General features: G+C 32.2%; 19 protein-coding genes. 7 read left to right on the top strand and 12 right to left on the bottom strand.

Features of this window, described 5'->3' with window-relative positions:
• Nucleotides 1–4: 4 nt before the first annotated feature.
• From IMX26_RS02315 to IMX26_RS02290, 6 genes are all read right to left on the bottom strand, one after another.
• The gene (locus IMX26_RS02315; RefSeq protein ID WP_195160099.1) at nucleotides 5–526 is read right to left on the bottom strand and encodes an adenine phosphoribosyltransferase; all 522 of its coding nucleotides are present in this window, start codon (nucleotides 524–526) and stop codon (nucleotides 5–7) included.
• Entirely contained in the window at nucleotides 526–2916 is a 2391-nt protein-coding gene (gene recJ / locus IMX26_RS02310; protein WP_195160098.1) for a single-stranded-DNA-specific exonuclease RecJ, read from the bottom strand. Before recJ ends, IMX26_RS02315 begins: the two co-directional genes overlap by 1 nt.
• A 130-nt stretch (nucleotides 2917–3046) precedes the next feature.
• The gene (locus tag IMX26_RS02305) at nucleotides 3047–4708 is read right to left on the bottom strand and encodes a VWA domain-containing protein (RefSeq protein WP_195160097.1); all 1662 of its coding nucleotides are present in this window, start codon (nucleotides 4706–4708) and stop codon (nucleotides 3047–3049) included.
• A 2-nt stretch (nucleotides 4709–4710) separates the two neighbouring features.
• A complete protein-coding gene (locus IMX26_RS02300) occupies nucleotides 4711–6009 on the bottom strand; it encodes a magnesium chelatase (protein WP_195160096.1) in 1299 nt (432 codons plus the stop codon).
• Between the two features lie 296 nt (nucleotides 6010–6305).
• Entirely contained in the window at nucleotides 6306–6923 is a 618-nt protein-coding gene (locus IMX26_RS02295) for a DUF1847 domain-containing protein (RefSeq protein ID WP_195160095.1), read from the bottom strand.
• Between the two features lie 212 nt (nucleotides 6924–7135).
• Nucleotides 7136–7411: a hypothetical protein gene (locus IMX26_RS02290; RefSeq protein WP_195160094.1), complete on the bottom strand. Its 276-nt coding sequence runs from the start codon at nucleotides 7409–7411 to the stop codon at nucleotides 7136–7138.
• Between the two features lie 322 nt (nucleotides 7412–7733).
• Here IMX26_RS02290 and IMX26_RS02285 point away from each other — a divergent pair, with 322 nt between their 5' ends.
• From IMX26_RS02285 to IMX26_RS02255, 7 genes are read left to right on the top strand one after another with little or no spacing between them, the layout of a single operon-like run.
• A complete protein-coding gene (locus IMX26_RS02285; RefSeq protein WP_195160093.1) occupies nucleotides 7734–8660 on the top strand; it encodes an aspartate carbamoyltransferase catalytic subunit in 927 nt (308 codons plus the stop codon).
• Entirely contained in the window at nucleotides 8660–9955 is a 1296-nt protein-coding gene (locus IMX26_RS02280; RefSeq protein ID WP_195160092.1) for a dihydroorotase, read from the top strand. Before IMX26_RS02285 ends, IMX26_RS02280 begins: the two co-directional genes overlap by 1 nt.
• On the top strand, nucleotides 9948–10718 hold the full coding sequence (locus tag IMX26_RS02275; RefSeq protein ID WP_195160091.1) for a dihydroorotate dehydrogenase electron transfer subunit: 771 nt from the start codon (nucleotides 9948–9950) through the stop codon (nucleotides 10716–10718). Before IMX26_RS02280 ends, IMX26_RS02275 begins: the two co-directional genes overlap by 8 nt.
• A complete protein-coding gene (locus tag IMX26_RS02270; protein WP_195160090.1) occupies nucleotides 10708–11628 on the top strand; it encodes a dihydroorotate dehydrogenase in 921 nt (306 codons plus the stop codon). Before IMX26_RS02275 ends, IMX26_RS02270 begins: the two co-directional genes overlap by 11 nt.
• A gap of 4 nt (nucleotides 11629–11632) precedes the next feature.
• Nucleotides 11633–12364, top strand: a complete 732-nt coding sequence (pyrF, locus tag IMX26_RS02265) for an orotidine-5'-phosphate decarboxylase (protein WP_195160089.1) — start codon at nucleotides 11633–11635, stop codon at nucleotides 12362–12364.
• A 42-nt stretch (nucleotides 12365–12406) separates the two neighbouring features.
• Complete coding sequence (gene pyrE, locus IMX26_RS02260; RefSeq protein WP_195160088.1) at nucleotides 12407–12982, top strand: orotate phosphoribosyltransferase; 576 nt, start codon at nucleotides 12407–12409, stop codon at nucleotides 12980–12982.
• 56 nt (nucleotides 12983–13038) lie between these two features.
• A complete protein-coding gene (locus tag IMX26_RS02255) occupies nucleotides 13039–13980 on the top strand; it encodes an alpha/beta fold hydrolase (RefSeq protein WP_195160087.1) in 942 nt (313 codons plus the stop codon).
• Between the two features lie 130 nt (nucleotides 13981–14110).
• Here IMX26_RS02255 and IMX26_RS02250 read toward each other — a convergent pair whose 3' ends face one another.
• From IMX26_RS02250 to nadE, 6 genes are all read right to left on the bottom strand, one after another.
• Nucleotides 14111–14824: a phosphatase PAP2 family protein gene (locus IMX26_RS02250; RefSeq protein WP_195160086.1), complete on the bottom strand. Its 714-nt coding sequence runs from the start codon at nucleotides 14822–14824 to the stop codon at nucleotides 14111–14113.
• 540 nt (nucleotides 14825–15364) lie between these two features.
• Entirely contained in the window at nucleotides 15365–16582 is a 1218-nt protein-coding gene (locus tag IMX26_RS02245; RefSeq protein ID WP_195160085.1) for a type II secretion system F family protein, read from the bottom strand.
• A gap of 47 nt (nucleotides 16583–16629) precedes the next feature.
• The gene (locus tag IMX26_RS02240) at nucleotides 16630–18312 is read right to left on the bottom strand and encodes a GspE/PulE family protein (protein ID WP_195160084.1); all 1683 of its coding nucleotides are present in this window, start codon (nucleotides 18310–18312) and stop codon (nucleotides 16630–16632) included.
• 374 nt (nucleotides 18313–18686) lie between these two features.
• The gene (locus tag IMX26_RS02235; RefSeq protein ID WP_195160083.1) at nucleotides 18687–19283 is read right to left on the bottom strand and encodes a BofC C-terminal domain-containing protein; all 597 of its coding nucleotides are present in this window, start codon (nucleotides 19281–19283) and stop codon (nucleotides 18687–18689) included.
• 85 nt (nucleotides 19284–19368) lie between these two features.
• On the bottom strand, nucleotides 19369–20094 hold the full coding sequence (locus tag IMX26_RS02230; protein ID WP_195160082.1) for a YebC/PmpR family DNA-binding transcriptional regulator: 726 nt from the start codon (nucleotides 20092–20094) through the stop codon (nucleotides 19369–19371).
• The gene (nadE, locus tag IMX26_RS02225) at nucleotides 20094–20822 is read right to left on the bottom strand and encodes an NAD(+) synthase (protein WP_195160081.1); all 729 of its coding nucleotides are present in this window, start codon (nucleotides 20820–20822) and stop codon (nucleotides 20094–20096) included. Before nadE ends, IMX26_RS02230 begins: the two co-directional genes overlap by 1 nt.
• Between the last annotated feature and the right edge of the window lie 4 nt (nucleotides 20823–20826).

Genomic DNA, 20826 nt, shown 5'->3' with positions numbered 1-20826 from the left:
CTCCTTAATACTTTATGAGGGATTTTATAGTATAAGGAGCAAGTAAATTCCTACCATTTAAAAACTCAAGCTCAATTATAAATCCTACTCCAACAATATCTCCACCAAGTTCTTCTACTAACTTAACAGATGCTGCTGCAGTACCTCCTGTTGCTAGTAAGTCATCTACAATTAATACTTTTTGACCAGGTTTTATAGCATCTATATGCATCTGCAAACTATTTGAACCATACTCTAAATCATAATTAATCGTTGTTGTTTTAGCTGGCAATTTACCAGGTTTGCGAACAGGGACAAAACCAGCACCTAAAGCATAAGCTAAAGGAGCACCCACAATAAAGCCTCGAGCTTCAGGCCCTACTACTACATCAATGTTATCATTTTTATATTCATTAGCTAGCATATCAATAACAGTTTTATAGGCATCTTTATGCTGTAATACTGTAGTTATATCCATGAAGTTTATGCCTTCTTTAGGAAAATCCATTACTTCTCTAACTAATTCTTTTATTTGACTAATATTCATTATTTAGTCCCCCTCATATATATTTTTTCAAAAATATTAATTGGTGATAATAATAATTTATGTTCCTCTCTTGCTGATTCAATTAATTTTAAGTAGTAATTGTAAGCCTGAGAGTTACTTAAATCTCGTTTTTTTATTATGTTTTTGAACTTATATTTTACCATATAATTATCAAATATTGACCAAGATAAAAACCCTAATTCAGCAAAAATTTTAAGCATTGTTAGTTTTGCAACACTTCTACCCTTAGTGTCTTTATCTTCGTTTATATTTAGCTCAAATTGCAGCTCCTTATTATCCTTTAACATCCTATAAAAAGTAGCAAATGTATTTCTATTTATCGCTAAGGAACTTAAACTATTTAACTGTTCTAAAGAATCGTTATTATTATACACTAAATGAAAACAAATATCTTCTTTTATATTAACTTTATATAGCTTATTTGTGTGTATAGGAAGATCATAAATAACAACATGTTTACAATCAGTATCATGTAAGCTTTTCACTTGATTAAAGCTACCATTATTATAATATAAGATAACTTCTCTACCGACTGGTCTAATGTCATTTTTTATATAACTAGTGTACTTGCCATAGTTATAGCCATAAAATACTATGGCAAAACTACTTAAATTATCTTGTAGATTATTTAAGTAATCATCTTTATTTTTAGTATTTCTTTTGTTTATAAAGCTCTTAATTTTATTAAATCTAATGTCTTTGCCAATTAAATTTATAACAGGTTTATTTCGCCAATAGCTTTTCTCTAACTTTCCTACAATATCAACAATATCTCCCACCTTAATATTTAAATCATTACGCTGCCAAAAAAGACAATCAATGCTTCTATTAAACTGTTTAATAACTAACTTGGTATGTTTATTTTGGGCTAACATGTTTACAGTAACTACCTCACAACCCATTAATAAAAAAGTAGGTGTTTTATTACCTATGCCAAATGGTTTTAAGCTATTAACCTCTGTAATATTTTCAATACTTGTTTCAGGTAGGTCTATTATGGTGTCAATATCTAGTTTAGGTATTAAATCTTCTGCTGTACAATTAGTTTTTACGTAATCACTCAATAGCTGGTGTAAAGGCTGGAAATTTTCGTATTTCAGCTTTGCACCTACAGCCATAGCATGCCCCCCAAAACTAATAAAATATTCCTTAAACTTGGTTAGCAATTGCTGCATATGCAATCCTGAAATACTGCGACCACTTCCCTTTATAAATTCATTTTCTTTACTAAATAATAAAACAGGTCTGTAATACCTTTCTACTAATCGAGAAGCAACAATACCTAAAACACCATGGTGCCAATCTTCTTTATATAACATTATAAAATTACAGTGTTTATCAATATTGTTTTCAATCATTTCAATGGCTTCAAATTCTATTCTTTTTTCAATATTTTTCCTTTTTTCATTTTGATTATCAAGCAATATTGCTAATTCCTGAGCTTTAACTTTGGTATTAGATAATAAAAGCTCTAGGGAATCTTTAGCTGATCCTACTCTACCCCCCGCATTAAGCCTTGGCGCAATCCGATAGCTTATATGGCTACTAACAATTTCCTTATTTTTTATATCACTAACTTTTATTAATTCACCTAAACCAATTAAACTCGGTTTTTTATTTAATTGATTTAAACCAACACTAACAATTGTTCTATTTTCATCAACTAATGGAACAATATCCGCAATGGTTCCTATGGCAACTACATCAATATATTTAAGTATTTTCTCTCGAGCTACACTTTTATTATATAAAGACGTTAACAATGCCTCACAGGTTTTAAATATAACACCTACACCTGCTAACTTATCGTTTGGATATACATTGTCTACTCTTTTAGGATTAACAACAGCTATTGCCTGGGGTAATTGCTCTATTGGTAGATGGTGGTCTGTAATTATTACATCTAAACCATTACTCATAGCAAATTCTGTTTCATTAATGCTTGTAATACCACAATCAACTGTAATTAGTAAGTCATAATTGTTAACCAACTGTGATACTGCCTTTATATTTACACCATATCCCTCACTCATACGATCAGGTATATAGTAATCAATTTCTGTTCCCAAATCAGCTAAAACATTTTTTAGGGTGGTTATTGAGGTTATACCATCTACATCATAATCTCCATATACAATTATCTTTTCTTTCTTTTCAATTGCTTGTTTTAATCTATCAACTGCTTTATACATATCTGGTAACAAAAAAGGGTCATGTAAAAAGCCCATTTGGGGTTTAAAATATTCGTTTAGATCCTGTTTTATTTCTCTATTGTTGTATATTTGCAAAGCCAAAGAATAAAACTCATTATATAGTTCTGTGTTTTTATCTTTTAACTTCCAAATATGTTTACTTGCTTTATAGCTCATTATCTCTCTCCAATTGTTTATCTTTATATTCTATTATAACTACAAATGTATGGTAATTGGTATATTTTTTTTCTAAACACAAAAGGAGCCCTTTAAAAAGGAACCCCTTTATGAATAATTAATTATTGATTTAACTTATTCTACTAATAGCATTAATTTTTTCGTATTCTCTACGGAATATTTGTAATAAAACATCCTCACTTAAGTCTTTAGTAATAAATAGTTTGCCACCGCCAGCTTTAGCTATTCTTTTCATGATACTTTGATTTGGTTTTACACCAACACAAGTAAATTTAATATTATCACTTAAGAGCTTAATTGCCTCCATTTCTGCCTCAGTAACAGGATCTCCACCATAACGAGAAACAGTTGGTACTCCATCACTTATTAAAACTACTTCAGTCTTATAAAATTTATTGCTTTTAATGTAATCATAGGCTAGTTCAATACCTTCAGCTAATGGTGTTAAACCAAAAGGGTTTAAGGACTTTACGGTGTTTAACAGTTGTTGTCTATTGCGAGTAAACCCGCACTGTAATTTTGTGTTATTCTCCTGAATACTTATCACAGCCACTTTATCTCTTGACCACGATAAGAGCTTATCTATTAAAGCACAAGCTGCTTTAATTCTTACTCCTTTCATACTGTCGCTATAATCAAACAAAAATAGAAAATTACGATAAGATTGTTTTGGTTTTTGATAATAACTTAAATCACTCATTTTAAAGTTTAGTTTACCTAGCTTTTTGGTTTCATTATAGTTTCTTATTAATGCATTTTTTATAGTTTGGGTTACTGCTATTGATCCTTTATTAAAGAGCTGATTAATATTTTTAGACCGATAAGAACTTGTATACTGGTTTGAATTGTTTATAAATGTATAGCTACTGTATTGTTTTACATTTTTTTGTTTATTATTAAATATTTTTTTTACTCCAGTCATTTTACTAGTTGTATTAGAGCCTTTAGTTTTATTTTTCTGAAACTTTTTGTTAATAATATCATCTAAATAAACTTCAGAAGAATCAAACATTAATGAAAACTCAGTTCCATTGCCAGACAAGAACTCCCAGTCAGCTGTTAGTAAACCATCTTTAGTAAAAGAGTCTAAGATAGTTTGACAGTCTACTCCTTCAATAACATCCATTTTAGATTTTATTTCTTTGTGCAATAAGGAGTCTGTAGAAGACTCAAATTCCTCATTAAGCTGTTTGAAACTTTGCTGATTTTCAAATAAAATATTTTCAATGGCTATTAATTTAAGGTTTTGCTGCTTAATTACTTGCTCTGTTGAGTTTACTAAATACAATATTAAATCATAGTTATTGGGGTGTAGTAAAAGTGTTATGTGACAGTGATTTAAATGATTTCTTCTAACTTTTTTATTTTTTCCATATCTGCCACTGCCAGATAACCTCCCACCACCTGTTGCTGTTTGGATATCAATATAGTCCTCCATTTTTGAACCATAATATCCATAATTTATTTTTTTATGTTTTATTTTTTGGTAGTATTCAATACTATGTAGTAATTGTTTGGCTAATGCTTTATGGGAAACATGACCTATTTGATGAAAAATATCTATATGGATGACCTCACCTTTATTAGGACGTTTATAAAAAAACTGACCGGCATCAGCCTTTTTATTTATGTACACTATTCCATTAAATGGGCTATCTATTGTATGAACACAAGAACTCACTACAGCTGTTTCACCAACCCTTAAAGCATTACAGTTTTTTATTGATTTAATAAGCACTTCATGCTCTCTTTTAGTTACTGAAGCTAACATATTTACTTCTCACCTGTCTTTTTTATTCTTTGGCCAACAGGTATTGAGCTTATTTCTCTGGCTTCGTTTAAAATGTTTTCTTCATAGTGAGATAGCTCATTCTCGGGGTTTTCTACTTTATCTGTTGCTGAGCTGTTAGAGCCATTAAAAAACAAATCACTTAACCAAGAACCCCATGTTTTTTGATCTGGTTTACTATTGTTTAACTTTTGTTCTGGGTCTTCATTAACATTACTCAAAGATTTACCCACTTTATTTCCCCTTTGATTCTCAGTTTCATTAATAGATGTATTTGCTTTTCCTTGTAAGTCAAAAACAATTCTTTCCACTAAATCTTGATCTAATCTATGCCTAAAACACATTATAAAGCTATCAATAAGATCTTTATTTTCTACCCTAATGTTACCTCGATAAAGGGTATGCATTTTACTGGCCATATACCATGATTTTATTGATCTTAAGCTCTCTAAATCATACCTTAGGAAAATAGAAGCCATTTTTCTAAGTAATATTTGATCAAACTCTAGCTTATCATTTTTGCTAAGTAGCTGTTTATATTTATCTTTTACATGTGGATGAAAACTTGGTTTACTATTGATAATTATCGACATTAAATCTTCTATATTAGAGGGTCTCTCTACATGAATATTTAAGTCAAAACGATCTGATAACTGTTTACGTATACTCTTTAAAGGGCCAGGGTCTTCGTCTGGATTACTTGCCGCCCATATAGATATTGTGATTGGCAGTACAACTTTAGGCAATCCTTCTTCTTCTATTTGCAAGGTACCAGGCTTTGTGCCCATAACATCTAATAAAACATCTGTTAGTTCTGGTGATGTATCTGCTAGTCTATTTATTTCGTCTATAAAAACAATCCCTCTATTCGCTCTAGCAATTGTACCTGGTAAAAGAGCTACACTTGGGTCCTTTGAACTTGTCAATTGTTTTAAATCAATACTACCTACTACAGTACCTAATTTTGCAGAATGAGAAATCTCTAATAATGGCATTTGAATAAATTCTGTCTCCAGCAAACTGAGTTCCCTATCACTCATGGAGCGATGTTTTGGGCAAATAGGGTTTTTAGGATCACAGTTAAACTCACAGCCCTTTATTCTTTCAATATAGGGTAGATATCGTTTTATAGATCTTAACGCTGATGTTTTACCTGTTCCTCGTAAACCATAAGCATGAATATTTAATGATTGTTTTAATAATAGGGACATGATAGACATATCCATAGCTGTAAATAATTCTTTATTTCCTGTGTGTTTCACCATTTCACAATTTAAATTCACTATATTACTCCTCCTGCATTTTCTATGTTATATCTTTCCACAGAAGGACAAATAAAATTTAACAATATTTAAAAAAGTACAGTTTTTTTTATATGTTTTAAAAGTACTATAGCTATTTTTATTAAATACAATTAAAGTGCTTTTTATTTTGTAGTTTATTATAATTAATATAGAAAAGGGGCAGTTGGATAAAAAGACTAAGCTTTTACTATGAAGCAAAAAAGACAGCAAGCAAATAGCAAAAATCCATTTTTTGACTGTCTCTTATAGATTTATATAAATCATTATTTATTTATTTATTTAAGCAATTTATTCTTATAATACCAATTTGAGCAATAAACTGCAGCTAAAGGATTGTGCCCTAAAACTCTATCTTTTACAGCTAACACTGTTGTAGGTGCCTCACTGTACTTAAAAAATAAGCTATCATGACCAACACATAGTCCTAATACAATATTAAAATCTGTTTTATGTTTATTTAGTAAAAACGCTTGTCCAATAGGATTACACATAGACTCGTGTTTACTTGGTTCAAACTGATACTGCTCCGGAATATCCATATCAGTTTTATCAACTGCACCAGTACAACAAACTACCGATATTACCTCAAAACCATGGTGTTTAAAATAATCTGCTACAATCTTTGCTTCTGAACCTAAACCTTGGCAAAAAGCTAAACCTAGTTTTTCATAATTATTTTTTTTGGAAAATTCCTTGATTTCTTGTAAGCGAGTCCATTCTCCATAGCCAGTTTTTTCAACATAAGCAGCTGTTTTAAAAATTTTATTATTCTCTTCCTTTCTATATTCTTCTTTTACTTCTTCCATCCAATTGTTGTTATTAGGACAGTTTGCTGGATAACTATTATCACCAGTTGAGCAAGGTTTATCTTTACACCAAGCGCAATATACCATTATAATTCCCCCTTACTATTATGGTTATATAACTATAATCTATAACTATATTCTTGTTAACAAAGATAAATCCTTTTATTGGTATAGCTAATTATGCTAAAGATATTGTTTCATAAAATAAACTGCCAGTATTTGAGTACTGGCAGCTGTAAATAATGATTAATATTGGTTCTGTATTAATTAAACATGACCGTTAGACTGCCCCTCATCTATTAAAATCTAGCTTGAAAGTATAATTGCTGTACATACTGTTCTAGTTCCTCACGTGAAACAAACAGGTTAGTAACCTTTGGCAAATGCTCATAAATTTTATTTATAACCCATTCAAATTTTTCCTTACCACTACCTGACTCAAAATCTTTTTCTGCTAAAAGCATCAGTTTATACGCTAGCTCTCTTAACTCTACATATATTATTGTTTTTCTATTATTTAAATTAATAACTATACCTATAATTAAAGCTACTAAACACAAATATTGTAAAGGCATTATAACCACTTTCTCCTTCTACCAACTCTATTTTTAATTTATTTCATAATATAACTCTTTACATTTTATTCTTGTTTTCCATTTTGGTTAATTGCTCTTGACAAGTTAGTCATGATTTGGTAGGCTGATTTTGGTTACAAGATATTTGTAGCTTTATTTCACAAAATCACAATTTAATAGACTGTGACACACCTTTAAAGGACGGTCCCGTGAGGCCGGTAAGGAGTTATGATTTTTTGGTACAATTTTTTACCTTCCTACCGGTAGTAGGAAGGTTTTTTTATACCTTATCACTCCCTGTCACATCAGAAAGGAGCTTATAATGAAATCATCGCAGTCGTTATCTGACCTGATTTCCATTAAAGACTTATCTCTAAGTCAACTAACTAGCCTTTTAGAAAAAACCAAAGAGTATAAGCAATTTATTAAAGGTACAACTCGTTACTCTACAGAGTTACAAGGAAAAACAATAGGTCTACTCTTTTATGAACCAAGTACTCGCACAAAATGTTCTTTTCAACTAGCCTGTGACTATTTAGGTGCACATCATTTAAGCATTTCTAAATCTGGCAGCTCTTTTGTTAAAGGAGAAAGCCTTAAAGATACTGCGTGGAACCTACATGCTATGGGTGTTGATTTAGTAGTTATGCGTCATCCAGTTTCTGGGGCTGCAAACTATTTAAGTTCTAAACTTACAATTCCAGTTGTTAATGCAGGAGATGGTATGCATGCACATCCAACTCAGGCCCTATTAGATATTTTCACAATGCAAGAGTATTGTGGCACTCTTAAAAATAAAACAGTAACTATAGTTGGTGACATTAGACACAGTAGAGTTGCCCGTAGTAATATTCATGCCTTAAATATGTTAGGTGCAAATGTTCGTTTAGTAGCACCAAAAACGTTTTTACCAAAAGGAATTGCTAAATTGGGAGTACAGGTTTTTACAGATATAAGAGAAGCAGTAGAGAATACTGATATTCTTATGGCTTTAAGAATCCAAAAAGAGCGACAACTGGCTGGCTATATTCCTAGCTTAGGAGAATATGCAAAATACTTTGGTGTTAATAACAAGAACATTACAAATATCGATGATTATATTATCATGCACCCTGGTCCTATAAATAGAGGGGTAGAAATTTCTTCTCAATTTGCAGACAGCTCTTTATCAGTTATCCTAAAACAGGTACCAAATGGAGTAGCAGTAAGAATGGCTATTTTATCTACTTTATTAGGAGGTATAAAATAATGAACAGTTACTTAATAAAAAATGGAACGGTAATAAATCCAATTAACAATAACGCAATTCAAGCTGATGTTTTAGTTAAAAATGGTAGAATTGCATTAATAGATAAAAATATCATAAGCTCTGAGCCCGTAATTGATGCCAGCAATTGTATAGTTACCCCAGGCTTTGTTGAAATACATGCTCATTTTAGAGAGCCAGGTTACGAAGGTAAAGAAACCTTAGATACAGGCTGTGAAGCTGCTTTAAGGGGCGGATATACAACTGTATGTGTAATGCCAAATACTAACCCTGCTTTAGATAAAGATTACTTAGTTAAGTATGTAAAGCTTAGAGCTAAAGAAATTAATAAAATCAATTTAGAAGTGATTGGTGCTGTAAGTAAGGGTCTAGCTGGTGTAGAAATGGCTGAACTACTAAAAATGAAAGATAGTGGAGCAGTTGCTTTCTCTGACGATGGTAAGCCTATTATGAATGCAGCCTTAATGTTAAATGCTTTAGAATACAGTACAATGATAGATTGTCCTATTGTGGTACACGAAGAAGACTTAACCTTAAGTAAGAACGGGGTAATGAATGAAAGTGATGTATCAACAGAATTAGGATTAGCTGGTATTTCACACCTTGCCGAAGAAATTATGATAGCTAGAGATATAATCTTAGCTGAGGCAACTGGAGCTAAACTCCATATCGCCCATGTAAGCACTAAAAAATCTGTTGACCTAGTAAGAGATGCCAAAGCAAAAGGTGTAAAAGTTACCTGTGAGGTTTCGCCACATCATTTAACACTCACTGACAAACTGCTAAAAACTAGGTTATTTGATACAAACCTTAAAATGAGTCCCCCACTTCGTACTGACGATGATGTTAAGGCTTGTTTAGAGGGTATATTAGATGGAACAATTGACGCAATAGCAACAGACCATGCTCCTCATAAATACGACGAAAAGGATGTTGAGTTTAATTACGCTCCCAATGGCATAACAGGCTTAGAAACTGCTTTTCCGGTGCTCTACACCCATTTAGTTAAAACCAATAAACTTGATTTAGTAACACTAATAAACAAACTAACTAGTAGTCCAGCAAAGGTATTCAGCCTGCCTAATGGAACCTTAAATATTAACTCTAGTGCAGATATCTCAATTATCAATTTAAACTCAGAGTTTGAACTTACTGAAAACTCTCTTGCTACAAAAGGCAAAAATACCCCTTGGCTTAATGAAAAGCTATTCGGAGAAGTACAGTATGTACTTAAAGATGGAGAAGTGAAATACAAGAAAGGAGAAAAAAATGACTAAAAAAATATATAAGCTACCTATTATTTCAAATACCAAGATATGTGATGATATTTATTTAATAACCCTTAAAAGTAAAGAGCTTAGTTTGGTACTAGAGCCTGGTCAGTTTCTACACGTTCAATGTGGAGAATCTAATTTTCAGATTTTACGAAGGCCCATAAGTATATTTGACTGCGACAAGAATAATGAAGCCATTAAAATGCTCTACAAAGTTGTGGGAAAAGGAACTACAAGCTTAACACAATATAAACAAGGTAATACTTTAGACGTTATAGCACCACTAGGCAATAGCTTTGATTTAAGCTGCAAAAACCCTTTAATAGTTGGGGGAGGAATTGGGGTTGCCCCCCTAAAGTATTTAATTAGAGAGCTTAACGTTAAGGGAATAAAACCAACTGTAGTTTTAGGCTATAGTAATGCCGATCAGGCTAAAATGAGTGAGCTGTTTACAGATGTAGATTGTAGGCTCTTTAATTGCACCATTGACGGCACAGCTGGCTTTAAAGGCAATTGCTGTGAATATGCCAAACAATTATTAAAAGACTATAGCTTTGATGTTATTTATGCCTGTGGACCAAATATTATGCTTGCTAACTTACCCAAAAGTTCTTGTAGAACCTTTGTATCACTAGAGGCGTACATGGCTTGTGGGGTGGGTGCCTGTTTAGGCTGCGCTGTTAAAAAAACCGAGGGTGGATATTTTCACGTTTGCAAAGATGGTCCGGTATTTAATATTAAAGAGGTGAATATAAATGAGCAATAAATTAGCTACCTCCTTATTTGGTATAGATTTTGATAACCCAATCTTTTCAGCCTCAGGTACCTTTGGTTATGGCAGAGATTATTATGATTTTATTACTCCACAGCAAATCGGAGCTGTAGTTACAAAAGGTACTTCTTTAGTTGAGTGGCATGGTAACCCAGGTACACGTGTTTTTGAAACCCCTGCTGGTATGTTAAACTCCATTGGCTTACAGAACCCTGGTATAGATTATTTTATAAAAAAAGACTTACCTTGGTTAGCAGAGCAAAATGCCAAAGTAATTCTTAATGTAGCAGGAAAAACTGCTGAAGAATACCTAAAGATTGTTGAAATGTGCCAAAGTCAAGAGCACATTCATGCCCTAGAAATAAATATATCTTGCCCTAATGTAAAACATGGTGGAATGGCCTTTGGAACAAACGCTGATGTGGCCTTTGAGCTCTTAAAAAAGTTAAAAAGTGTCTCTCACAAACCCTTAATTGCTAAGCTATCCCCTAACGTAACAGATGTAGTTAAAATAGCTAAAGCAGTTGAGAGCGCTGGCACTGATGCTATTTCTATGATTAATACCTTAACGGGTATGGCAATAGATATTAATACCCAAAAACCTGTATTAGGCAATGTAATTGGCGGTTTATCTGGTCCTGCCATAAGACCAGTGGCCATAAGAATGGTTTGGCAGGTTAGCCAGGCAGTAAATATACCTATTATTGGTATAGGCGGAATTATGAATAGTCGAGATGCAATTGAGTTCTTTTTAGCTGGTGCCTCTGCTGTACAGGTTGGTACAGCTATGTTTGTAAACCCCCTAGCCCCACTTGAAATAATGGAAGGCATTAAAAAGTACCTAGATAAAAACAATTATGAAAGTATTAAAGATATTATAGGTTTAGCATGGAAGGAGAATTAAAATAATGAGTATTAAAGAACGATTAATTGTTGCTTTAGATGTTAATAACAAAGAAGAGGCATTTAAACTAGTTGACGAATTATATGATGTTGTTGGCTACTTTAAGATTGGTATGCAACTATACTACTCGTGTGGAAATGAACTAGTAACAGCTATTTTAGAGCGCGGTGGTAAGGTCTTTTTAGACCTTAAACTACATGATATACCAAATACGGTTTACCAAGCTTCACGGGTTATAGCTGGCTTAGGTGTATCTATGACTAACTTCCATGCTGGCGGTGGTAGCGAAATGATAACAAAGGCTGTAGAGGGCTTAAAGACTGTATCTACCCCACCTCTTGCATTAGCTGTAACAGTTTTAACATCACTTGATGAAACCAATTTAAGTGAATTGGGCATTAATAACAATGTAGCTACTACGGTTATGAATTGGGCTGAACTCGCCAAAGAAAATGGCTGTAACGGCGTTGTATGTTCACCAAAGGAAATAGAGTTAGTTAAAAGAAGCTGTGGTAAAGACTTTATTACTGTAACCCCTGGAATTAGACCCGCATGGTCTGTGAAAAATGATCAAAAGCGAATAACCACCCCCTATGATGCCATGTTACAGGGTGGAGATTATATTGTGATTGGTAGACCAATTCGCTCTGCTGAAAATCCTCGTGAAGCAGCGTTAAAGATAGTAGCGGAAATGCAAGAAGGCTACCAAGCTTACCTAAAAAAAACAAATTTATAAGCCTCAATTCAACACTATAAGTTAAAAGTAAAGGAGATTATCATGACAAGTCAAGAAATTAAAAGCCTATTTGAAGAACTAGGTGTAGTATTAAATGGACACTTTTTATTAACATCAGGCAAACACAGCCCTACCTTTTTACAGTGTTCTCAGTTATTTCAATATCCTGAACATACAGCAAAAGTTGCTAAGGTTTTAGCAGATAAATTTAAAGATACTAAGGCTGAAGTTATTATTGGTCCAGCCATGGGTGGTGTTATTTTATCTTACGAAGTAGCTCGACATTTAGGATTAAAATCAATGTATGCCGAAAAAGATGGTAACGGTGGTATGGTTTTTAAAAGAGGGTTTAAGCTTGCTCCAGGTACTAAAGTTTTAATTGTGGAAGACGCTGTTTCTACTGGTGGATCTGTAAAAAAAGTTATTGCAGCCTGTGATAATGTTGGCTTAGATATTGTTGGCATTGGGGTTCTAGTAGATAGAAGTGCTGGAAAAGTTAAACTACACAAAAACCAACAAGCGCTACTAAGTATGGAAGTTCCAGCATATGAAAGCAATGCTTGTCCTTTATGTGAGAAAAATTTGTCGTTAACTCATCCTAAAGACCTAAGCATGTAAGCAGGAATTACCCTATGGGTAATCGAATCTCTCTTGTAGGACTGGAGGTTATTTAAATGGATGAAATGATTCAAAAAATGCGAGAAAAAAATGCTTTCGCATTTCAAGCACTGGCCAAAACTATGGATGATGTTCTATGGCACCAATTCTTAGGACATAAAGCAAAAATAGATAAATGGAGAATAATTGGTCCTACACCTGCAAATACAACGGCTCAATCAGCCCAAAATAAAGGAAATCCGTTTGTATTATGGACATATACTTTTGTTCCTAAAGAATTAATTGAAGGTAAAAAGTACCCTTTAATGGTGTTTGTACATGGTGGTGTACATGCCAATTTATCTACTAGTCAATACCACATTATTGAAGAGTTACTTGACCAAGGATATGTTGTTGTTGCACCCGAATATCGTGGTAGCACCGGCTATGGTGAACAGTACTATTCTTTAATAGATTATGGTGGACTAGAAACAGAAGATACCTATGCGGCTAGAAACTGGGCAGTAGAAAAATTTGATTTTATAGATAGTGAACGAGTAGGTATCATGGGCTGGAGTCATGGTGGTCTTCATACCCTCTTTAATATCTTTAATCACCCAAATGACTATAAAGTTGCCTATGCGGGTGTGCCTGTAAGCGACCTTGTTGCCAGAATGGGATATAAAGGTGAAAACTATCATAAATTATATTCTGCAAGTTACCATATAGGAAGGTCTGCTGTTGATGACCCTTGGGAGTATCGTCGCAGATCACCTGCATGGAATGCTCATAAATTAGAAACTCCGTTATTAATACAAACAACAACTAGTGATGAAGATGTAAATGTTTTAGAGGTTGAACACTTAATTAAATCTTTAAAGGCTGAAGGAAAAGATTTTAAATATGAAATCTATGATAATGCTCCTGGTGGACATCAATTTGATAGAATAGATACCATTGATGCCTGTAAAGCTAGGCAAAAGGCCTATGATTTTATGGCGGATTACTTACTAAAGTAATTAACTATACCATAATTTAAAATTTTGTTTTATTAATAAGCAAAAAAAGGAATTGTTTTTACAATTCCTTTTTTAGTACATTAAATTTAAGGTTATACTTTGCTTAAATCTCACTAATCTTAAAATTTTATTAATCAAAGTTCATTTCTGTAACCACTTGATGTGGTTCACCCTTTATATAGTTAAAGAATACACCTAAATCTCTGAACACATTTGGTTGCTTTTCAAAAAGCTGTGTAGCTGTGGCTGTAATTTGCTTTACGTATTGACTTACCTTTTCACTGTATAAAAAAGCATTTAAAATTACGCCTAAAACGATTCCAGCAAATACGTCTATGATAGAATGTTGTTTTATCATTACTGTTGAAGCAATTATTAAAATCATTAAAATAAACGATATTGTTTTTATATACTTGTTATCCTTAAATTTCTTACTTTTACGTAATACAAAATGAATAGCCATTGCATTTAAGGTATGCATACTAGGTGCTGAGTTAATAGGTTTGTCTGCTTCATATATTCCTTTAATGATACGAGAGTATATATCATTTCCAGTTATCTCTGGTCTTAAATTCTGTCCATTAGGAAACACGGCAAAAATAATGAAACAAATAGTCATGCCAACAAATAAAAATAAACATAGTTTGGTATATGATTCAATATCTGTAAAAGCAAATATTACTAATGGTATAACTATATAAGCATACCAAATTATATATGGTATAACCATTTCTTTAACAAAAGGTATTATATCATCAAGCATTGGAAAGTACATAAATGTTCTTTCTGTAACAATGCCATTAAATAGTGAATATAACACACCTAGTAAAATATAATAGCTCATATAAAATAAGTGTTTATACTTATACCAGAGGTACTTTCTGCTTTTAATTATGTTTTCCATCTATTATTCCCCATCAATTTTAGTAGCCAAAACAAACATCTTTCTCTTTCTACTGTATATGTTTGATAAATAACTATATTATTATTCAACTAATTACCTACAACTATTATAGTTAAATTATTAAACTTGTAAAGAGTTTTTTAATATTGATTCTTATCATTTATATGAATTATAAAGCATAAAGATTAAGATTTGATTAATAAAATGTGACTAAAGTCTTACAATCAACTAAAATGTTTTATTAACCCCTAGCTTAAAGTTTATCTTTACTATAATACAAGATATCTAGCCAATAATCCTTTCCATCTTTTGTTAATTACTAATTGATAGTTTATTATTAATTAGTATTCAAGTACATCTAGTTTATATAAATACTTATTATTAGACTTGTACTTATACATTCTTGTTCCTATAATTAATTTAATTTAATAATAAGGTAATAATCTCTTTGTATAAAGCTATCTTTTTTAAGGTTTAAACCTAGCCCACCATATTATACATATTAAACATTGGTACAATAATTGCTATCAATATGCCACCAACTAAAAAAGCTAGAATTAAACTTATAAATGGCTCTAACATTTTCGTTAAACGCTCACTCATGTTTTTTACATCGGCTTCATACATATCTGCTGCCTTGGCTAACATTTCATCTATAGAGCCTGATTCCTCTCCTATTCTTAACATATTTACTATTAATGGTGGGTAATACTTACTCTCAGCAAAAGCAAGTGTTATTCTTTGCCCTCTACTAGCATTTTGTCTTGCCTTGTGAATAACCTCCCCAAGAATTGAATTATTAATACTACGTTCTACTAAAGTTAACGCAGAGATAACATCAAAACCATGGTGTTGTAAGGTAGAAAAAACTCTGCAAAATCGTGCTAAACTACTTAGCTTAGTTACTTGACCAAATACAGGTAATTTTAGTTTTAGTTTATCAAAAAATCTTTTACCCGACTTGCGTTTACTCCAAAAAATAATTACTGCTACTGTTGTTACTAGTGACAAAATTATTAAAAGAGAATTATTTATCATAAAATCGCTTACTTTTATTAAGGTTTGAGTAACTTTGGGTAACTCACCATCCACAGCATCATAGGCAGTTATAAATGCTGGTACCATACGAGTCATTAAGAGCCATATAACAGCTATTGCCATACTTAAAACTATAATTGGATAATACATTGCTGTACGTAATTTTTGATGCAACTGATACTCTTGTGAATAAAAATGCACAATTTGCTCAAGGGCTTGCTCCATTACTCCAGCCTCTTCACCAACCCTAAACATATTAACCATTAATTCAGGAAAATACTTAGGATACTTTTGCATTGCATCTGCTATTTTTACTCCTTGGTTAATTTCATCTAGTACTTTCATTTGTACTTTTTTAAATGGTTTATTTGCTGTTTGTTGTGATAGAGTTAAAACTATATATGATATGGGAATACCTGCTGAATACATTGCTGAAAACTGATTTGCCCATATTGCTATTTCACGAGCACTAACTGGCTTACCTATTACTATATCTGTTTTTAAACTAGGCAAAGTATTTCTTTTTGTTTGTTTTATCTTTGTAACAAAGAGTCCTTTTTCTCTTAATAATATTAAAGCTGTTTTGGAATCAGTGGCTTTAACAATACCCTTATCAACATCTCCTAGGTTATTTCTTGCTCTATATCTAAAGGTTGGCATTATATCTCATCCTCTAACTGTTTAACTTACTTTCATAATTATTACATTTAACTCATAAAATCTTTAAAATAAGAAACACCCATTAGTTCTTCTACGGTGGTTATGCCAGATAATACCTTAATAATAGCATCGTCTCTTAGTGTTTGCATAGCTAAATTACTGACCGCATAATCTTTTATTACACTTGCTGGCTGATGATCCATAACCATTTTAGCAATTGTCTCATTTATTATTAACAATTCAAATATGCCAATTCGTCCTCGATAACCAGTGTTATGGCAATGTGAGCAGCCATCTCCAGCTTTAAACAATAATATCTCTGATTTATTTTGGATATAGTTATCTATATTAAGGGTTGACCACAAGCTATCATTTTTATTTATAAAGTATTCTTTTCTGCACCGAGAACATACTCTTCTTACTAATCTCTGAGCTACAATACCTGCTATAGAAGAAGCAATTAAAAACTCAGCAACTCCCATATCCATTAGTCTGGTAAGTGTACTTGCTGCATCATTAGTGTGAATAGTACTCAATACTAAGTGACCTGTTAATGCTGCCCTTATTGATACCTCCGCTGTCTCTTTATCTCTTATCTCACCTACCATTATTATGTTGGGATCTTGTCTTAAAATTGACCTTAAAACTGTTGAATAGGTTAAGCCAATTTTTTTATTAATAGAAATTTGATTAATACCATTAAGGCGGTATTCAGTAGGGTCTTCTATAGATATAATATTTTTATGGGGGCTATTTAAGACATCTAAACAGCTATATAAAGAGGTAGTTTTTCCACTACCAGTTGGACCTGTTACTAAAATCATTCCGTAAGGCAAGGAGAGTAAGTTTTGTAGTTTTTTAAGAGTTGTTAACTGCATTCCTATGTTATCTACTTTATATCTGTTTTGAGTATTATCATGAATTCTTATTACTATTTTTTCACCACGAATAGTGGGAATAGTTGAAACACGAAAATCAATTTCTCTACCACCAATAAATTGTCTAAACGCTCCATCTTGGGGTAATCTGCGTTCTGAAATATCTAAATTAGCCATAATCTTAATTCTAGCAACAATAGAATTATGTAAGTCCATACTCATTTCTCTAAGCATTTGAAGTAAACCATCAATTCTATATCTTATTATCAAAAGATAATCGCTTGGTTCAATATGAATATCACTTGCACTATCCTCTACAGACTGCTGAATAATAGCATTCACCATACGTATTAAAGGAGCATCATCATCTGAGATATCCACAAAATCAGATATATTAAGACTATTATTATTAAATCCTTCTGGAGTTAAATAAAGCCATTCTATAGCACGTTCTATATCTCTTTTTGTTACAATAATAAGCTTTATATTCCTTTTTGTAGCAAACTTAATATCATCTAATGCTAACACATCAGTAGGATCAGCTGTTGCCAAGGTTATTTCATTATCATTAACCGAAACAGGAACAAATTTATGTCTTTCGACTAGGGCTTGATTAACCATGTTAACGGCCTCTGGTTCAAAGGATAAATTTGCAACTTGTTCAAAAGGTATCTTAAACTGATCACTCAGTGTTAAAGCTATATCCTCCTCGGTAACATAACCGCACTCAATTAAAGTCTCTCCAACCCTTAAGTTTAATTGATGCTGTTTTGATAAAGCATCTTGTAATTGCTCTTTTGAAATAAGACCTCTATCTAATAATAAATCACCTAAACGAACCTGACGGTTCATATTTTCACCCTCTTAAAACTAACTATTTATATAATTATAAGATTTTTAGCGAAATTTGTCGATAATTTTAGAATAATTTTAATAAAATAGCCATGCAATCTAGCTACTCTTACAATTAATATTAAGAGCCAACTTAGTAATAAAAGCAAATAAATTAACGGTTAGATAATAATTATTCATAAGTAACTGATTGAAAGAGGAAATTGCTCAATAAAAATTACAATTCACACTATAAACTTTAAATAAATCTGCTTCCCGCGTTAGTCACTACACGAACAAAGTGAGTGCATAACAATATCCTACAACGCGAAATCGTACTTAGAAAGCATACTACGTTAAAACAAACAGTTCGCAAAATTGCAAACTGTTTGTTTTTAACTATTAAGTCCTTCAAGAATTGTATTTATTTCTACATTAGAATTAGAAATTGTAATACCTTTTGCTAAACTATTTTGGACCTCTTGTGTTAGGGTATCTACTTTTATATCAGTCATTTGTTTTACTTCAGCATTTTCACGTGCTTTTCCGTAATAAATTGCCACATAGCCATCTTTTATGCCAAAAAAAACAAAGTTATTACAATCATTACATCTTCCCTTTTTAAAGTATTTAAGTATAACTTTATCACTTGAAAATTCCTCTACAACATATACAGGAAATAATGCTTCAAGTTGAGCTTTTGTGAATGCTATAAGCCCATTGTTACCTTGTGGTCTTTCATACGTTATTTCATGACCACAGATATCATAAACCTCATGATAATATACTTTTGTATGGGACATTATTTTTTCTTCTTCTATTAACTCAGAAGACTTTATTTGTTTATCTCCATCACTTCTTTCACTAAAGAATCTATCTGGAGTATCAAAACTTGCTCTATAGTTCGTAAAAAATATAAAGGTTGCCATCATCACAAAAAAACAAATAAATATAATGCCTTTAAATACCTGAAGAGTTTTATCTTTTTTCATACTGCCCAAAATCCTTTCATAAAGAATTCATTAGCAGTATGACCTAAACTACTATCTTTATACCCTTTATTCTTAAAGAGTATATTTAAAATTCTGCATTAAAATACACTTTTTGGACATCATCATGGTCTTCAAGCAAATCAATTAAAGTCTCAAAGTTTTCTATATGCTGTTCGGCTAATTCGGTAAAATTCTCTGGCACAAATTCAACTCCAGATTCATCCCCTACTATATTATTATTAGCAAGCTTATCAACAACACTCACATAGTCTTCTGGTGATGTATATATTATAAATTCATCATCAGCAGTAATTAAATCATCTCCACCAGCCTCTAAAACTTGCTCTAGTAAGTAATCTTCTTCTAATGGCTGTTTTTCACGGTCTATTCTAATTACACCTTTGCGATTAAACATCCAAGCAACACAACCATTTTGTCCTAAACTTCCACCATACTTACTAAAGTAATAACGAACATCAGCGGCTGTTCTATTACGATTATCTGTTGCTATTTCCACTAAAACTGCTACTCCACCAGGTCCATAACCTTCGTAGGTGAATTCTTCATAAATTGTACCATCATCGTTTCCTAAACCTTTATCAACAGCCCTTTTAATATTGTCTTTAGGCATATTATTTTGTCTGGCCAAATCTAAAGCCATACGTAATCGTACATTAGTTTCTGAATCAGAACCACCCGACCTAGTTGCAATAAATATCTCTTTACTGATTTTTGTAAAGATTTTTGCTCTTTTAGAATCTTGCCTTGCTTTTCTATGTTTTCTATTTGCCCACTTTGAATGACCTGCCATTATTTTTGCTCCTCTACTTCAATAATTGGTGGTAGGTTAACTTTATGTCTACTTACTTTATGTAAGTGTTCTATCCTCTTTTTTGAATCTTGAGGTACATCTTTACCCTGTAAATAATGCTCTAAAATCTTATACGAGAAACCCATTTCTTGTTCATCTGTTTGGTTTTGCCAAAGACCAGCTGAAGGTGGTTTCTCAATAACAGCATTAGGTATATTTAAGTCTCTAGCCATCTGCCAAACCTCTTCTTTAGATAAATGAGCAATAGGCATTAAATCTGCTCCCCCATCTCCCCATTTAGTAAAATAGCCAACATATCTTTCGTCTCTATTACCTGTACCAATTACTAAACGGTTTTGCATGTTAGCATAAAAATACAAAGTAGTCATTCTTAAACGAGGTTTTATATTAGCTAGTGCCATCCTTTTAGCCTCACTAGTTAGGCTAGCCTCTAAGTCTTTAGTTAAATTATTAAAATGCTTACTTAAGTCAAACGTCATTATATCTAAATTTAGTGCTTCTGCAACAAGCTTTGCATCCTTTTCATCTTGCTCACTAGAATTACATGGTAATATTATTCCTAATGTATTGGGGCAAGCTAGTTTACATAAACCTGCAACTACAGCGGAATCTATCCCCCCACTTAAGCCTAATACAAAACCATTTGTTTTAGCATTATCATTATGCTTTTTTAGCCAGTTTACAATGTAATCTATGCTCTTTTTCATTTTT

It is taken from the genome of Clostridium sp. 'deep sea' (assembly GCF_014931565.1).
In the GTDB taxonomy this organism is placed as follows: Bacteria; Bacillota; UBA994; order PWPR01; family PWPR01.
This window is presented reverse-complemented; position numbering and strand designations above follow the sequence as displayed.

Bases quoted from the DNA above. Each gene is read 5' to 3' on its own strand.
- IMX26_RS02290 (WP_195160094.1), bottom strand. From the start codon at position 7,411: ATGCCTTTACAATATTTGTGTTTAGTAGCTTTAATTATAGGTATAGTT.
- IMX26_RS02295 (WP_195160095.1), bottom strand. From the start codon at position 6,923: ATGGTATATTGCGCTTGGTGTAAAGATAAACCTTGCTCAACTGGTGAT.
- IMX26_RS02240 (WP_195160084.1), bottom strand. From the start codon at position 18,312: ATGAACCGTCAGGTTCGTTTAGGTGATTTATTATTAGATAGAGGTCTT.
- IMX26_RS02275 (WP_195160091.1), top strand. From the start codon at position 9,948: ATGACTAAAAAAATATATAAGCTACCTATTATTTCAAATACCAAGATA.
- IMX26_RS02235 (WP_195160083.1), bottom strand. From the start codon at position 19,283: ATGAAAAAAGATAAAACTCTTCAGGTATTTAAAGGCATTATATTTATT.
- IMX26_RS02255 (WP_195160087.1), top strand. From the start codon at position 13,039: ATGGATGAAATGATTCAAAAAATGCGAGAAAAAAATGCTTTCGCATTT.
- IMX26_RS02280 (WP_195160092.1), top strand. From the start codon at position 8,660: ATGAACAGTTACTTAATAAAAAATGGAACGGTAATAAATCCAATTAAC.
- IMX26_RS02245 (WP_195160085.1), bottom strand. From the start codon at position 16,582: ATGCCAACCTTTAGATATAGAGCAAGAAATAACCTAGGAGATGTTGAT.
- IMX26_RS02305 (WP_195160097.1), bottom strand. From the start codon at position 4,708: ATGTTAGCTTCAGTAACTAAAAGAGAGCATGAAGTGCTTATTAAATCA.
- IMX26_RS02250 (WP_195160086.1), bottom strand. From the start codon at position 14,824: ATGAGCTATTATATTTTACTAGGTGTGTTATATTCACTATTTAATGGC.
- pyrE (WP_195160088.1), top strand. From the start codon at position 12,407: ATGACAAGTCAAGAAATTAAAAGCCTATTTGAAGAACTAGGTGTAGTA.
- pyrF (WP_195160089.1), top strand. From the start codon at position 11,633: ATGAGTATTAAAGAACGATTAATTGTTGCTTTAGATGTTAATAACAAA.
- IMX26_RS02230 (WP_195160082.1), bottom strand. From the start codon at position 20,094: ATGGCAGGTCATTCAAAGTGGGCAAATAGAAAACATAGAAAAGCAAGG.
- recJ (WP_195160098.1), bottom strand. From the start codon at position 2,916: ATGAGCTATAAAGCAAGTAAACATATTTGGAAGTTAAAAGATAAAAAC.
- IMX26_RS02285 (WP_195160093.1), top strand. From the start codon at position 7,734: ATGAAATCATCGCAGTCGTTATCTGACCTGATTTCCATTAAAGACTTA.
- nadE (WP_195160081.1), bottom strand. From the start codon at position 20,822: ATGAAAAAGAGCATAGATTACATTGTAAACTGGCTAAAAAAGCATAAT.
- IMX26_RS02315 (WP_195160099.1), bottom strand. From the start codon at position 526: ATGAATATTAGTCAAATAAAAGAATTAGTTAGAGAAGTAATGGATTTT.
- IMX26_RS02270 (WP_195160090.1), top strand. From the start codon at position 10,708: ATGAGCAATAAATTAGCTACCTCCTTATTTGGTATAGATTTTGATAAC.